Source organism: Gilliamella sp. CG16, from assembly GCF_046635785.1.
Classification (GTDB): domain Bacteria; phylum Pseudomonadota; class Gammaproteobacteria; order Enterobacterales; family Orbaceae; genus Gilliamella; species Gilliamella apicola_I.
In genome coordinates this window covers 122,447-138,385 of sequence record NZ_JBIDFL010000001.1, presented here as the reverse complement: position 1 = coordinate 138,385, position 15,939 = coordinate 122,447, and the positions used below count along the sequence as shown (strand labels likewise).

Below are 15,939 nucleotides of genomic sequence, written 5' to 3'. Positions count from 1 at the left end.
CAAATAACGATTTTTTATTGTCAAAATTGGAACACATTTCACAAATTAATGTCCTTTTTATTAAACAGTATTAAGATGATATGACAAACCGCTTAAAAAGTGCCGGATATTATATTATACTGTCAATCCTGATTAAATTTGCCAACGGACTTAAAAGTTAAAGGAAACAAGAGATGCAACAATTACAAACTATTATTGACGCCGCATTTGAACGTCGTGCGGAAATCACACCATCCAATGTAGATGCTGTTACACGTGATGCAATTAATCAATGTATTCATCTATTAGATAGCGGAAAAATGCGTGTCGCTGAAAAAATTAATGGTGAGTGGGTCACCCATCAATGGTTGAAAAAAGCTGTATTGCTCTCGTTTCGTATTAACGAAAATCAGTTGATCAATGCTGGTCCAACTAATTATTACGATAAAGTGCCGTTAAAATTTGCTGACTATGATGAAGCTAGATTTGCGCAAGAGGGTTTTCGTGTTGTTCCGTCTGCCATTGCTCGTAAAGGGGCTTATGTCGCTCGTAACACCGTATTAATGCCATCTTATGTTAATATTGGTGCTTATGTTGATGAAGGAACAATGGTTGATACATGGGTTACAGTTGGTTCATGTGCCCAAATTGGTAAAAATGTTCATTTGTCTGGTGGTGTAGGTATTGGTGGAGTCTTAGAGCCATTACAAGCAAATCCAACGATTATTGAAGATAACTGCTTTATCGGTGCCCGTAGTGAAATTGTAGAAGGCGTGGTAGTTGAAGAAGGTTCGGTTATTTCAATGGGCGTATTTATTGGGCAAAGTACCAAAATTTATGATCGTGCAACCGGTGAAGTTCATTATGGTCGTGTGCCTGCAGGTTCTGTTGTTGTTTCCGGTAACTTACCAACTAAAGATGGTAAATATAGCCTTTATTGTGCCGTTATTGTTAAGAAAGTGGATGCCAAAACTTTAGGAAAAGTGGGTATCAATGAGTTACTTCGCACTATCGATTAATTTTTTAATCACACTTAAAAATGCCACTAACTAAGTGGCATATATCTTTGTATTTTTCTTAGAATTCTATTTATATTTTTAATCTTTTGAAGAGGAGAGTTTATGCCTTCTTTCGATATCGTATCAGAAATCCAAATGCCAGAAGTGAAAAATGGCGTCGAGAACGCGTCACGTGAATTGACCACGCGCTGGGATTTTAAAAATGTTGAAGCTTCGTTTGAATTGAACGAAAAAAACGAGACAATTAAAGCCACCAGTCAATCTGAGTTTCAAGTTCAGCAACTTCTTGATATCTTACGAGATAAATTGGCTAAACGTGGTATTGATGGCGGTGCTTTAGACATTCCTGAAGAATTGGAGCATAGCGGTAAACTTTACAGTATCACTGTCAAACTGAAGCAAGGTATTGATAAAGAGTTAGCTAAAAAAATAGTGAAATTAATTAAAGATAGTAAAATTAAAGTTCAAGCTCAAGTTCAAGGTGATCAAGTTCGTGTAACTGGTAAGTCTCGTGATGATTTACAAGCGACAATGGCTTTAGTCAAGAATGGTGAATTAGGACAACCTTTTCAATTTACCAATTTTCGAGACTAAACAACGCTTAAATTTGCCGATAATGTTGTCGGCAAGTTTGCTTATTGAATATCCGGTCTTCATTTTAGCATAATCCTCATTTTTTCTTATTATTACTAAAAAATTTCACCATACTATCATAAAGTTGATTTTCACAAATTTAGTAAAGATTGAGATTTTTTTTAGCGATTCAGCTATTCTATTCTTATTTTAATCCTCACAACGACAGTGACAGCGAACCTAATGATGAAAAAATTAATCTTATTGTTATTCATGTGTCTCTTCTCTTCTTCTATTCTTGCGCAAAATGAACATAGCGAGGATAAAAAAGCCTTTATTGATGCACTATTATCAAAAATGACCATTGAACAGAAGGTTGGACAATTGCGTTTAATCAGTGTGGGCGGAGAACTCACACTCGATAAAGTCTTAGATCAAATTGAAGCTGGCGAAATTGGGGGGATATTTAATACTGTTGTCGAGCCTGACTTGTCACGAATGCAAGATCGTGCTTTAAATTCACCTAACAAGATCCCGTTATTATTAGGATTTGACATTGTGCATGGTCATCGCACTGTGTTTCCAATCAATTTAGGTATTGCCTCTACTTGGGATCGCCAAGCAATGGCTCTTGTCGCACAAGTTTCCGCTGATGAAGCTACTTCTGATGGACTTAATATTACTTGGGCTCCCATGGTTGATATTACCCGAGACCCACGATGGGGTAGAGTTTCTGAAGGTTTTGGTGAAGATCCTTATCTTACTTCAGAAGCTGGGCGGATTTTTGTTGAACAAATGCAAAAGCCGTCTTTGGCGGAAAAAAATTCGTTGGTGACAACCGTTAAACACTTTGCGCTTTATGGTGCGGTTGAAGGTGGCGAGAATACAATAGTACCGATATGAGTGAACGAAAAATGTTTCAAGAATATCTGGTTCCCTACAAAGCGGCAATAGATGCAGGAAGTCAAGCTATTATGGTATCGTTGGTTACGGTAAATGGTGTTCCGGCTACCGCAAATCATTGGCTTTTGACCGATGTGCTACGTCATCAATGGCATTTTAATGGCGTAGTCATTAGCGATCATGGTGCAATTCGGGAACTAATTAATCATGGTGTTGCCAGTGATGCCAAAGATGCTGTTCGCATTGCAATTAAAGCCGGTATTGATGTTAGTATGAATGATGAATATTTCCTTCAATTTATCCCCCAACTGGTCAAAGAAGGGGCATTGAGTGAAGATGATATTAACAATGCATGTCGACACGTGTTGTCGCTTAAATATGATATGGGATTGTTTCGTCACCCTCATCGTAATTTAGATCCAAACTTAGACATTGAAACGATGTTTGCTGATAATCGATTACATCGAAAAGAAGCCAGAGAAGTGGCACGACGCAGTATTGTGTTATTAAAAAATGATAATAAGGTTTTACCTTTATCTAAAGATCAAAAAATTGCGGTTATTGGTCCACTAGCAGACTCCAAACGCGATATATTAGGGAGTTGGTCGGGTGCAGGTCGAGCTAATTTAGCCGTGACTCCCTTGGAAGGCATTAATCACGCAATAAACAACCCCAAAAATGTCAGTTATGCATTGGGTGCTAATCTTTCGGATGATCCCGCACTATTTAAATTCTTAAATCTTTACGAAGTTACGGCAAAATTTGATGACAGACCTGTTGAAAAGATGATTAGTGAAGCGGTCGAATTAGCGAAAAATGCAGATGTTGTTGTCGCTTTCGTTGGTGAAGCGCAAGGAATGGCACATGAGTCGTCAAGTCGAACAGATATTTCCCTTCCTGAAAGTCAAAAAAGATTACTTCGAGCACTTAAAGCAACCGGTAAACCCCTTGTTATTGCTTTAATGAATGGTCGCCCGTTAACATTAGTCGATGAATTTCAACAAGCCGATGCGATGCTTGAAACATGGTTTTTAGGTACAGAAGGCGGTAATGCCATTGCTGATGTATTGTTTGGCGATTATAATCCGTCTGGAAAATTACCTATGTCATTTCCACGTAATGTTGGACAGATACCTGTCTATTACAGCCATTTAAACACAGGTCGCCCACACGGAACGGAGAATATGGGGAAATACACGACATCTTATTTGGACAGTCCTAATGAACCTTTGTTCTCTTTTGGCTATGGACTAAGTTATACTGATTTCAACATCACTTTTTCTCTTTCAGCGACAGAAATGCAACAAAATGGTCAAATTATTGTGACAGCAATAGTTGAAAATACAGGAAACAGGGAAGGTACTCAAACCGTTCAACTTTACTTACAAGATGTGACTGCTTCGGTAAGTAGACCCGTTAAAGAACTAAAAGGCTTTGAGAGCATTACATTGAAAGCACATGAAAAAGGAGAAGTGCACTTTATTATTAAGCCTGAAATGTTAAAATTTTGGAATGACAAAATGCAATATGTGGCAGAGCCAGGTAAATTTAATGTGTTTATTGGCTCGGATTCAACTACACAAAACAAACAAACTTTTACTTTATTGAATAACTAAACTTTTTTATCCCATTAACCTTCGTTAGTGGGATAGGCTTAATAGATTTAAATTATGCTTGAATTCGATCTAATTTTACAACTTTTACAACAGATGTGTGTTTATTTGGTTATTGCCTATTTACTAAGTAAAACCCCAATTGTTATTCCGCTCATGCAAGTCACAGTGCATTTACCGCATAAATTAGTTTGCTATTTTATCTTCTCACTGTTTTGTATTATGGGGAGCTATTTTGGACTTCACATTGAAGATACTATTGCAAATACCCGTGCTATCGGGGCGATCTTAGGTGGTCTTCTTGGTGGTCCTATGGTTGGTTTTTTAGTCGGTGTGACAGGGGGGATTCACCGCTATACATTGGGGGGAATAACGGCTGAAAGTTGTATGTTATCGACTATATTAATTGGGCTAATCAGTGGATTATTGCATTACGCGTTAATGAAAAAAGGTCGGGTTGATCTTATCTATAATCCTTTGTTAGTCGGCGTGCTGGGTTTATTGGTCGAATCGCTTGAAATGATTTTAGTATTATTAATCTCACGCCCTTTTGATACTGTTTTACATGCGGTAAAAAGTATTGCAGCGCCCATGATTATCGCCAATAGTATTGGTTCAGCGATGTTTATGCGAATTTTATTGGATCGACGAGCTATTTTCGAACGCTATACCTCGGCTTTTTCGGCAAAAGCATTACAAATTGCAGTGAGCACTGAGGGGCTGTTACGTGATGGTTTCAATCAAGAAAATAGTACAAAAGTGGCAGAAATTATTTATCAAGAGTTGGATATTGGTGCGGTTTCCATTACTGACAGAGAAAAAATCTTGGCTTTTATTGGAATTGGAGATGATCACCATTTACCGGGTACACTGATCACGTCAAATAGTACTTTAGAAGCTATTGAAAAAAATGAAGTACAATATCTGGATGGCGCACATTTACCGTATCAATGTTCAATTAATAAAAATTGCCGTCTTGGATCAACGCTGGTAATTCCACTGCGAGGTGAAAATAATACTGTCGTTGGTACGATTAAATTATATGAGGCAAAAAATACTTTATTTAGTTCAATCAATCGAACATTAGGGGAAGGGATAGCCAGTTTATTATCGGCACAAATCCTAGCGGGTCAAAATGAGCATTACAAACAATTATTGTCTAAAACCGAAATTAAGTTATTACACGCTCAAGTTAATCCACATTTCTTATTTAATGCCTTAAATACGCTAGTCGCGGTTATTCGGCGTGATAAAGTGCAAGCATCTGAGCTGGTGCAAAATCTATCGACATTTTTTCGAAAAAATCTAAAAAGAACGGACGAAATAGTTACGCTCAAAGATGAAATAGAGCATGTTAATGCTTATTTACAAATTGAAAAAATGCGTTTTATGGATCAACTCACGCTTGATATTCATATTCCAGCAGATTTAGAAAATGCTCGTCTTCCTGCATTTTCATTGCAACCAATCGTTGAAAATGCCATAAAACATGGTACTTCCCAATTGATTGGTGAAGGAAAAGTGAGTATAAATGCTTATACAAAAGATTTAACATTGTATTTAGAAGTCATCGATAATGCGGGTAATTATCGAGAAAATAAAAAAGATATGAAAGGATTAGGACTAAATTTAGTCGATAAAAGAATTCATATTCGTTATGGTGAAAGATATGGTTTAGCGATTTTCTGTCAACCTGACGAATATACGAAAGTGATATTATCACTACCATTGCAAGAGGATGTAATTAGTTAATGTTAAATGTTATTATTGTGGATGATGAACTCCCTGCACGTGAAAATTTACGTTGTTTGCTCGAAAAAGATCCCGATGTTGCTATTATTGCTGAGTGTCATAATGCAATGGAAGCAATCAGTAAAATACACCGCCTACAACCTGACGTGGTATTTTTAGATATACATATGCCCAAAATAAATGGGTTTGAAATGTTATCGATGCTTGATCCCCAGACGATGCCTAGCATTGTCTTTTTAACTGCATACAGTGAATTTGCCGTTAAAGCTTTTGAAGAACAAGCCTTTGATTATTTACTTAAACCGGTAGAACAAGACCGTCTCAATAAAACACTATGCCGTTTACATCAATATCAATTACCTAATAATGTAAAGCATTTAGATATGGTTAATCAAAATTTAGATTATATCCCTTGTGTTGGTCATAACCGTATCTATTTATTAAATTTAGATGATGTATTTTATATCGCTTCCAAAATAAGTGGTATCTATGTATTTAATCAAAACAATGATGAATATTTTACTGAGTTAACTTTAAAGACATTAGAAGATAAAACCCCTCTTATTCGATGTCACAGACAATACTTAGTTAATTTAAAAAAACTTAAAGAGATTCGCTTTAATGAATCAACGGGCGTAAGTATTATTTTAAATAACGATATTTCAGTCCCTGTTAGTCGTCGATATCTAAAATCACTCAAAGAAATGTTAGGATTATGATTTCAATTATCGATTTATGTAAATTTTATTAAACCGCTCATTGACTGATTTTAACCACTCATTGTTGCCATTCAACCTATGGCTTAAATAGCGATACCATTCTTATCAACAAAAATTTACTATAAGCTTGATATATAAGTCACAAAGGTATACTCAAAACCATAAAATAGGTAAGGAATAGTGGAAGATAGTAAAAAAATTGTTTTTTATTTATCCAAACACCAAGCCAAGTAGCATTTTAATGGTGTTAAGTATCGTTTTTATAATCTTAAAACCCAAAAAGAGAATCATTATGAATAATAAAATATTAAAGCATATTCCTTGGGTCATTCTTGCTTTTGTTGGTGCATGCTGTCTAGCAGTTGTTGCATTACGGCGAGGTGAACACATCAGTGCATTATGGATTGTTGCTGCTGCTGTATCTGTATATTTAGTTGCTTATCGATATTATAGCCTTTATATCGCTAATAAGGTTATGCGATTAGATCCTACTCGAGCAACGCCTGCTGTCATTAATAACGACGGACTAAATTATGTTCCAACCAATAAATATGTTTTATTTGGTCACCATTTTGCTGCTATAGCTGGTGCAGGTCCACTAGTTGGTCCCGTTCTTGCTGCACAAGTTGGTTATTTGCCCGGTACACTTTGGCTACTTGCTGGTGTTGTTTTTGCTGGCGCCGTACAAGATTTTATGGTGCTTTTCCTTTCATCTCGCCGTAATGGTTCTTCACTGGGTGAAATGATTAAAAGCGAGATGGGGCCAATTCCAGGTGCTATCGCCTTATTTGGTTGCTTTTTGATTATGCTTATCATTTTAGCGGTTTTAGCGTTAATTGTTGTGAAAGCATTAGCAGAAAGTCCTTGGGGTGTTTTCACGGTGTGTTCAACCGTACCCATTGCGCTGTTTATGGGTATCTATATGCGATTTTTAAGACCCGGTCGAGTTCTTGAAATCTCAGTCATTGGTATCGTTTTACTTATATTATCCATTTGGTTTGGGGGCGTTATTGCTCACGATCCTTACTGGGGACCAGCGTTAACATTTAAAGACACAACGATCACTTATGTGCTAGTCGGTTATGCCTTTATCTCTGCGATGTTACCTGTATGGTTAATATTGGCACCACGTGATTATTTAGCGACGTTTCTGAAAATTGGCGTCATTGTTGGTTTAGCAATAGGAATAGTCATATTAAATCCTGATTTAAAAATGCCAGATGTAACACAATATGTTGATGGGACGGGCCCTGTTTGGAAGGGATCATTATTTCCATTCTTATTTATTACGATAGCTTGTGGTGCGGTTTCTGGATTCCATGCGCTTATTTCTTCTGGTACCACGCCTAAATTATTAGCTAACGAAAAAGACGCACGCTTTATCGGATATGGTGCAATGTTAATGGAGTCATTTGTCGCCATAATGGCGTTAGTAGCAGCTTCAATTATTGAGCCTGGTCTCTATTTTGCGATGAATACTCCGCCAGCAGGATTAGGGATTACAATGCCTGATTTGCATAAATTGGGGACTGATGATGCACCAATGATAATGGCGCAATTAAAAGATGTCACCGTTCATGCAGCTGCGACAGTGAGTTCATGGGGCTTTGTGATCTCTCCTGAACAAATCCTACAAACCGCCAAAGACATAGGTGAACCGTCCGTCTTGAATCGTGCAGGTGGTGCACCAACGCTAGCGGTAGGGATTGCTTATGTATTCAACCAAATATTACCAGGAGCGAATATGGGCTTTTGGTATCATTTCGGTATTTTGTTTGAAGCCCTATTTATTTTAACGGCGCTTGATGCAGGAACACGTTCAGGTCGATTTATGTTACAAGATTTATTAGGTAATTTTGTACCGTTCTTGAAAAAAACAGACTCACTTATCGCCGGCTTTATTGGTACGCTGGGGTGTGTAGGATTATGGGGATATCTCCTCTATCAAGGCGTTGTTGACCCATTAGGTGGTGTGAAGAGTTTATGGCCACTATTCGGTATATCTAATCAAATGTTAGCTGCTGTCGCGCTGATTTTAGCAACAGTCGTATTGATTAAAATGAAACGTGCGCAATACATTTGGGTCACGATCATTCCGGCAATTTGGTTGTTAATCTGTACAACATGGGCATTAGGTCTAAAATTATTCAGTGATAATCCGCAATTAGAAGGCTTCTTCTATTTAGCTAATGAATATAAACGTCAAATTGCTGAAGGTAGTAAAGAGTTAACTGCTCAACAAATTGATAATATGCATCATATTATTATCAATAATTATACCAATGCAGGATTAAGTATTTTATTCTTACTTGTGGTATATACGATTATTTTCTTTGGTATTAAAACCGCGCTTAAAGTTCGCAACAATAAACAAAGAACAGATAAAGAAACCGCTTATGTTCCTATACCAGAAGGTGGTGTTAAAACTTCTATGTCACATTAAGTGGTCTGGAGCGAGATGTCATAGTGATATTACCTCTCGATAGTAAACTCCAATTATTTTAGTTAAAGCTCAACAATGAGACATTGTTGGGCTTTTCTATTTTTGCAATGAAAAAATGCTTACAATATTCTAAATAAAACTTGTTAAATTAAGAAATTTAGCGTTGTCGGCATAACTCTCTATATGTCATTACCAGTGTGATAGCATATCGCATGGATAAGTCAAAGGAAGGTGAACAATTTATCGTCACTGTTATGACAAATATTTGCGGTTTATTAACTAAAAAAATTAGCCAATAATGATTATTGGCTAATAGGATAAATGAATGTTAAGATTAATAGTATCGAATCAATGATACTGCTTTGTTACACAATAAAGAATGCATAAATTTTGGTGCATTTTGGGTATCATCTTTCCATATATAAATCTTATTTTCTTTACAAATTTCAATCATCTTCTCAATGTTATTTTTCTGATATTTGTTTTTCAAATATGATATGAAAACATTTTAAATGATAGGTTCAACACTTAAAATTATTCCATCGACAGAAGTAACAATAACGGATTGACCTACTGGTAAATCTTGATTACATCTAGCTGACCATGTGCCATCTTTAATTTTAACTCGACCAGTACCATTAATAATTGCATCAGTGACAACGGTTTTAATACCAATTAAGTCTTGTTGAGGTTGATTAATTTGGTTTTTACTTGAACGATGTTTTCCTTTGCTTTTAAGCCAGACATACCAGAGATAAACAGAAACGACCGTAAAAATTGAAAATAAGAACCATAAAGTTGGCCAAGATAATGGAATTACCCAAGCTATTATTCCCACACAAATGGCTGAAATTCCACACCAAAGTGCATATCCACCTATACCCAATAATTCGGCAATCAGAAAAATAACGCCTAAGGCAATGAAAATCCATTGAGGAGAGTTATAAATAACTGTAAAAAAATCAGCCATTATTTTTACCTTTCATTTTATAAAAATTAAAATAATGCCTCTGCTTTAGCACTGTATAAATTCGCTAAATTAGAGGCATAATTATCGAAAAATTATTATGAATTAGTTTTTGATTCTTTAATTAATTCTGCAATACCGCCAATACTACCCATTAGATTTGAAGCATCCAACGGCATCATTATCACTTTGCTATTTTTAGCAGAACCAATTTCTTGAAGTGCTTCGGTATATTTTTGCGCAACAAAATAATTAATTGCATTGATATTACCGGCGGCAATAGCTTCAGAAACCATTTGAGTTGCTTTTGCTTCGGCTTCAGCAGCACGTTCACGCGCTTCAGCTTGTAAGAATGCGGCTTGTTTTTCACCCTCAGCTTTAAGAATTTCAGATTGTTTTTCACCTTCTGAACGTAAAATTGCTGCTTGGCGAATACCTTCTGCTTCAAGAATTTCAGCACGCTTATTACGTTCTGCTTTCATTTGAGCATTCATAGCTGCAATTAATTCAGCAGGTGGACGAACGTCACGAATTTCAATACGGGTAATTTTAATACCCCAAGGGCTAGTTGCATCATCGACAATACCCAATAATTTTGAGTTAATATGATCACGTTGTGATAACATTTCATCAAGTTCCATACTACCCAGTACAGTACGTATATTGGTCATCATTAAGTTAATCACAGCACGCTCTAATTGATTAACTTGATAAGCGGCTCTTGCTGCATCTTGTACTTGGATAAAACAAACCGCATCAATTTGCACATTCGCATTATCTTTTGAAATTACTTCTTGTGATGGAATATCAAGCACTTGTTCCATCATATTAATTTTTCGTCCCACACCATCCATAAATGGAATAATGATATTTAATCCGGGTTCAAGAGTATGGGTATATTTACCAAAGCGCTCTATAGTATATTGAAAACCTTGCGGAACAATAGTAATGGCTTTTAATACAGTAATTAAAGCAAGTATAACGATAACGCCAATAACGATGTAAAAAGTAGGCATAGACAACATTTCCTTAGTAATTAGAATTCGGGGCTATTTTAATGATAAATTTCTAATTTGACTAGTTATTATTAACTTATTTATATTAAAACGGTTATCGATACTTTACTTAAATTTAATTGTTGACAACACACTAATGAACTAGTTTAATAGTACAAAATATATTAAACAGATAATGATGATGACATTACAGTACTTATACCTAGTTATTTATTCATTCATAGGCTTTGGTCGGTGGCACATTAGCTATTTCGGGTGATGTGATTATCTGTTTTTTTCATAAACCCGCTTAAAGCGGGTTTTTTAGTTTTGAATTAATGATAAAAAAATTAAATAAAAATTTGATAATAGTGAGTCGACAATGAATAAGCCAACTTTAACCCAGCTAACTAAAACTATTTGTTATCATCAAGATCCGACGTTAGTATTTAACCAATTATGTGAAAATCGTCCTGCAACGTTATTGCTCGAATCGGCTGAAATTGATAATAAGCAAGGTATTAAAAGTGTCATGATTGTTGATAGTGCATTACGTATCTCGGCAATAAACACGCAAGTGACTTTTGAAGCCTTGACCACTAATGGTGAAAAGTTGTTACCTTTATTGCACCATGCTTTTGACGAAAAGGTCATTAAAATATTCGATCATTCCCAAAAATTAACCTTGAGTTTTCCAACGATTGATAGCCTGCAAGATGAGGATTCTCGTTTAAAGTCGCTATCGATTTTCGATGCGTTAAGAACTTTACTTAAAATAGTAAATATCCCTGAACAAAGTAGCTCGGATGTCATATTTGTTGGTGGGTTATTTTGTTATGACTTGGTGGCAGGATTTGAAAACTTACCTATTTTACCAACAGAACAACGTTGCCAAGATTTTTGTTTCTATTTAGCGGAAACTCTATTAGAAATTAATCATCAAGATCATGTATCAATTTTGAAGGCTACCGCTTTTACGTCAGATCAGATTGAAATATCTCGCTTAACTCATCGTTTAGCTGAATTAGATGTGAGATTAAGCAAGCCGATGAAACCAATTCAAACTCAATCACTGGCAAGCATTGATGTTACGTGTAATAAAAGTGATGACGATTTCAACACGGTTGTAAAAAAAATGCAAGATGCTATCCAACAAGGCGAAATTTTTCAGGCAGTGCCTTCCAGACGTTTTACGTTACCTTGTCCAGCCCCATTATCGGCTTATCAAGTGCTAAAAAATAACAATCCAAGTCCATATATGTTTTATATGCAAGATCGTGATTTTGTCTTGTTTGGGGCATCACCTGAAAGCGCGCTTAAATATACTAAAGCGACAAATCAAGTTGAAATCTACCCGATTGCTGGTACTCGCCCTCGAGGATTAACGGCGAATGGTGAAATTGATTATGATTTAGACAGTCGATTAGAACTTGATATGCGTACCGATAAGAAAGAGTTAGCAGAACATTTAATGTTAGTTGACTTAGCCCGTAATGATTTAGCGCGTATATGTCAACCCGGTACTCGCTATACTAAAGAATTATTAAAAGTTGATCGTTACTCTTTTGTTATGCATTTGGTATCAAGAGTGGTGGGACAATTAAGACATGATTTGGATGCCTTACATGCTTATCAAGCAACAATGAATATGGGAACGTTAACGGGAGCGCCGAAAGTTCGAGCCATGCAATTAATTGCTGAATCGGAAAAAATTAAACGAGGTAGTTACGGTGGAGCGGTTGGATATTTTACCGCCAATGGCGATTTGGATACTTGCATAGTCATTCGTAGTGCCTACGTGGAAGCAGGAATTGCAACCGTTCAAGCAGGTGGGGGGGTAGTGTTAGATTCAGAACCACAATTTGAGTCTGATGAGTCACGTAATAAAGCTCGTGCCGTTGTTCGTGCGATTATGGCAGCACATCATGTAGAAGGTGTATTTTAATGGCTAATATTTTATTTATTGATAATGTTGATTCCTTTACTTATAACTTAGTCGATCAACTGCGTAATAGCAAACATTGTGTCACTGTTTATCGTAATACGATTCCAGCCGACGTCATTATTGAAAAATTATCTCAAATGCAAAATCCTATTTTAATGCTATCACCAGGTCCCGGTACGCCAAGCGAAGCAGGATGCATGCCAGAACTACTTAAGCGTCTGAAAGGAAAATTGCCAATAATTGGTATCTGTCTTGGTCATCAAGCAATTGTCGAGTCCTATGGGGGAAGTATTGTACCAGCAGGTGATATCTTACATGGTAAAGCATCGCTTATTGAACACGATGAACAAGCTATGTTTAAAGGGTTATCCAACCCACTACCTGTTGCTCGATACCATTCATTAAAAGGCGAAAATATTCCAAATACACTCACCATTAATGCACTTTGTAATAATATTGTAATGGCGGTGCGCAATGATCATGATCGGGTTTATGGCTTTCAATTTCACCCCGAATCAATTTTAACGATTCAAGGTGTAAAATTGTTAGAACAAACGATTGAGTGGGCACTCAATCCACCACAATCAGAGTCACAATCGAAACCTGAGGCCATTATTGATAAACAAGAATACAACATTCAACCTATTATTAATAAATTGTATTTAGGACAAACATTAACCCAAAATGAGAGTAAAATTTTATTTAATCTTATTATTCAAGGCAAAATTGAACCAACCGTTTTAGCAACTGCGGTGATTAGCATGAAAGTAAGGGGTGAAAAACCTGATGAAATTGCTGGCGCTGCTCAAGCCTTGCTGGAAAATGCGGATAGTTTTGATATTCCCGATTATGACTTTACCGATATTGTGGGAACCGGTGGCGATGGCACCAATAGTATTAATATCTCCACAGCAAGCGCTTTTGTTGCAGCAGCATTAGGCTATAAAGTGGCTAAGCATGGTAATCGTGGTGTATCAAGTAAATCGGGATCGTCCGATGTATTATCCGCTTTAGGGATAAAGTTAAATATGCCTGCGGAAGCATCTCGTAAAGCATTAGATGAATTGGGGGTCTGTTTTTTATTTGCTCAACAATATCATTCAGGCTTTCGTCATGCTGCGCCCGTACGTCAGCAATTAAAAACAAGGACTATTTTCAATGTGCTTGGGCCGTTGATAAATCCGTCCAGACCAAAACGTATTTTATTAGGAGTTTATCATCCCGATTTAATCAAACCAATTGCTGAAACGCTAAAAATGCTCGGTTATACTCATGCTTATGTCGTTCATGGCTCTGGAATGGATGAAGTTGCTATTCATGGTGAAACCCAAGTGGCTGAAGTTCGAAATGGCGAAATTCGCTATTTTACTTTGATGCCACAAGATTTTGGGCTAAAACAGTATACCTTAAAAGACATTGAAGGCGGCACACCAGAAATGAATCGTGATATGTTAATTGCCATTTTACAAGGGCATGGTAAACCGGCGCATGAAGCAGCCATTGCTGCTAATGTCGCCATGTTAATGAGCCTGTTTGGTCAGTCAGATTTAAAACAAAATGCGCAGCAAGCAATTGATATGATGCATAGTGGCAAAGCCTATACGCTGTTACAACAATTAGCAGCAAGGTAAAATGGAGAGTAACATGGTTGTAAATACATTAACCGAAAATGTTGAAATGGCGACTGTTTTAAAACAGATCATTGATGATAAAAAGCAATGGCTAATCGAACAAAAAAAACAAAAACCACTAGACACATTTCAATCAGAAATTAAACCAAGTGATCGTGATTTTTATCAAGCCTTAAATCAGCCTAAAACGGTGTTTATTTTAGAGTGTAAAAAAGCGTCGCCTTCAAAAGGCTTAATTCGTAACGATTTTGATCCAGCGAGTATTGCTAAAGTCTATAAAGATTATGCTTCGGCTATTTCTGTACTGACTGATGAAAAATACTTTCAAGGTCGTTTTGAATTTTTGCCAATTGTTCGCAACGAAGTGACACAACCCGTTCTATGTAAAGATTTTATTATTGACGAATACCAAATCTATTTAGCGCGTTATTATCAAGCAGATGCTATTTTATTAATGCTATCTGTTGTTACCGATGATGAATATCGTCATTTAAGTCAGATTGCTCATCAACTTAATATGGGTGTACTAACTGAAGCGAGTACTGAAAAAGAAGTCGAACGAGCCATTGAACTTGGTGCTAAAGTCATCGGTATAAATAATCGTAATTTACGTGATTTAAGTGTCGATTTAAATCGGGTCAAGAATTTGTCTAAAACAATTCCGACGGATCGCATCATTATCAGTGAATCAGGTATATACACCCATAATCAGGTGAAAGAACTCAGTCAATTTGCTAATGGTTTTTTAATTGGCAGTGCATTAATGTCGGAATCTAACTTAGCGATAGCGATTCGAAAAGTTATGCTAGGTGAAAATAAAGTATGTGGTTTGACGCGAACAGAAGATGCTGTTGCGGCTTATCAAGCTGGCGCTGTTTATGGTGGATTAATTTTTGTCCCCCAATCACCACGCTATATTTCACCCATTAAAGCGCGTTCGCTTATGTCAGTGGCTCCACTTAATTGGGTTGGTGTGTTTAAAAATGAAGACATCGAGCAAGTAAGTCAAATTGCCAAACAATTATCACTTTATGCCGTTCAATTACATGGCGATGAAAACGAAGAGTATTTACAAACCTTACGTCAACAGCTGCCTCAATCCTGTCAAATCTGGAAAGCGCTAAGTATTAGCGATGTCATCCCAGAACATCATCATCCGCTAATTAGTCGCTATATCTTTGATCATGGAGCAGGGGGAACAGGACAACGTTTTGATTGGTCATTACTAAATGGACTGGATTTAAATAATGTGATTTTAGCGGGTGGTATAAATTCACAAAATGTCAAATCTGCATTAGCCACTAAAGTTATTGGCGTTGATATTAATTCCGGTGTGGAAATGTCTGCTGGAATTAAAGATAAACAGAAAATTAAAGCCGTATTTGAACAAATTTAATTAA

At 36.5% G+C, this 15,939-nt stretch carries 10 protein-coding genes and 1 pseudogene; 9 read left to right on the top strand and 2 right to left on the bottom strand.

Going from position 1 to position 15,939, the window contains the following annotated elements:
• Positions 1-173 precede the first annotated feature (173 nt).
• The 6 genes and pseudogenes from dapD (at position 174) to ACGH47_RS00545 (ending at position 9,001) form a co-directional block, all read left to right on the top strand.
• The gene (dapD, locus tag ACGH47_RS00570; protein WP_411597185.1) at positions 174-998 is read left to right on the top strand and encodes a 2,3,4,5-tetrahydropyridine-2,6-dicarboxylate N-succinyltransferase; all 825 of its coding nucleotides are present in this window, start codon (positions 174-176) and stop codon (positions 996-998) included.
• 102 nt (positions 999-1,100) lie between these two features.
• Positions 1,101-1,592, top strand: a complete 492-nt coding sequence (locus tag ACGH47_RS00565) for a YajQ family cyclic di-GMP-binding protein (RefSeq protein WP_267350533.1) — start codon at positions 1,101-1,103, stop codon at positions 1,590-1,592.
• A gap of 222 nt (positions 1,593-1,814) precedes the next feature.
• Positions 1,815-4,090, top strand: a pseudogene (gene bglX, locus ACGH47_RS00560) (beta-glucosidase BglX).
• Positions 4,091-4,144: 54 nt separating this feature from the next.
• Positions 4,145-5,839 (top strand): sensor histidine kinase, encoded by a 1,695-nt coding sequence (locus ACGH47_RS00555; protein ID WP_267361046.1) that lies wholly within the window; start codon positions 4,145-4,147, stop codon positions 5,837-5,839.
• Positions 5,839-6,558 carry a two-component system response regulator BtsR gene (btsR, locus tag ACGH47_RS00550; protein WP_411622361.1) on the top strand — a complete coding sequence of 240 codons (720 nt, stop codon included), beginning with the start codon at positions 5,839-5,841 and terminating at the stop codon, positions 6,556-6,558. Before ACGH47_RS00555 ends, btsR begins: the two co-directional genes overlap by 1 nt.
• A gap of 292 nt (positions 6,559-6,850) precedes the next feature.
• Entirely contained in the window at positions 6,851-9,001 is a 2,151-nt protein-coding gene (locus tag ACGH47_RS00545) for a carbon starvation CstA family protein (protein ID WP_411589998.1), read from the top strand.
• A 508-nt stretch (positions 9,002-9,509) separates the two neighbouring features.
• Here the strand turns inward: ACGH47_RS00545 and ACGH47_RS00540 are convergent.
• Together ACGH47_RS00540 and ACGH47_RS00535 are read right to left on the bottom strand one after the other, a co-directional pair.
• Positions 9,510-9,971 carry an NfeD family protein gene (locus tag ACGH47_RS00540; protein WP_267350526.1) on the bottom strand — a complete coding sequence of 154 codons (462 nt, stop codon included), beginning with the start codon at positions 9,969-9,971 and terminating at the stop codon, positions 9,510-9,512.
• 95 nt (positions 9,972-10,066) lie between these two features.
• Positions 10,067-10,984: an SPFH domain-containing protein gene (locus tag ACGH47_RS00535; RefSeq protein ID WP_411622360.1), complete on the bottom strand. Its 918-nt coding sequence runs from the start codon at positions 10,982-10,984 to the stop codon at positions 10,067-10,069.
• Positions 10,985-11,345: 361 nt separating this feature from the next.
• Here ACGH47_RS00535 and ACGH47_RS00530 point away from each other — a divergent pair, with 361 nt between their 5' ends.
• The 3 genes from ACGH47_RS00530 to trpCF are packed head-to-tail and all read left to right on the top strand — an operon-like array spanning position 11,346 to position 15,935.
• Positions 11,346-12,908, top strand: a complete 1,563-nt coding sequence (locus ACGH47_RS00530; protein ID WP_267379266.1) for an anthranilate synthase component 1 — start codon at positions 11,346-11,348, stop codon at positions 12,906-12,908.
• Entirely contained in the window at positions 12,908-14,539 is a 1,632-nt protein-coding gene (gene trpD, locus ACGH47_RS00525; protein WP_411622358.1) for a bifunctional anthranilate synthase glutamate amidotransferase component TrpG/anthranilate phosphoribosyltransferase TrpD, read from the top strand. The genes ACGH47_RS00530 and trpD overlap by 1 nt, the downstream gene beginning before the upstream one ends.
• 13 nt (positions 14,540-14,552) lie before the next feature.
• On the top strand, positions 14,553-15,935 hold the full coding sequence (trpCF, locus tag ACGH47_RS00520; protein WP_411589992.1) for a bifunctional indole-3-glycerol-phosphate synthase TrpC/phosphoribosylanthranilate isomerase TrpF: 1,383 nt from the start codon (positions 14,553-14,555) through the stop codon (positions 15,933-15,935).
• Positions 15,936-15,939 lie beyond the last annotated feature (4 nt).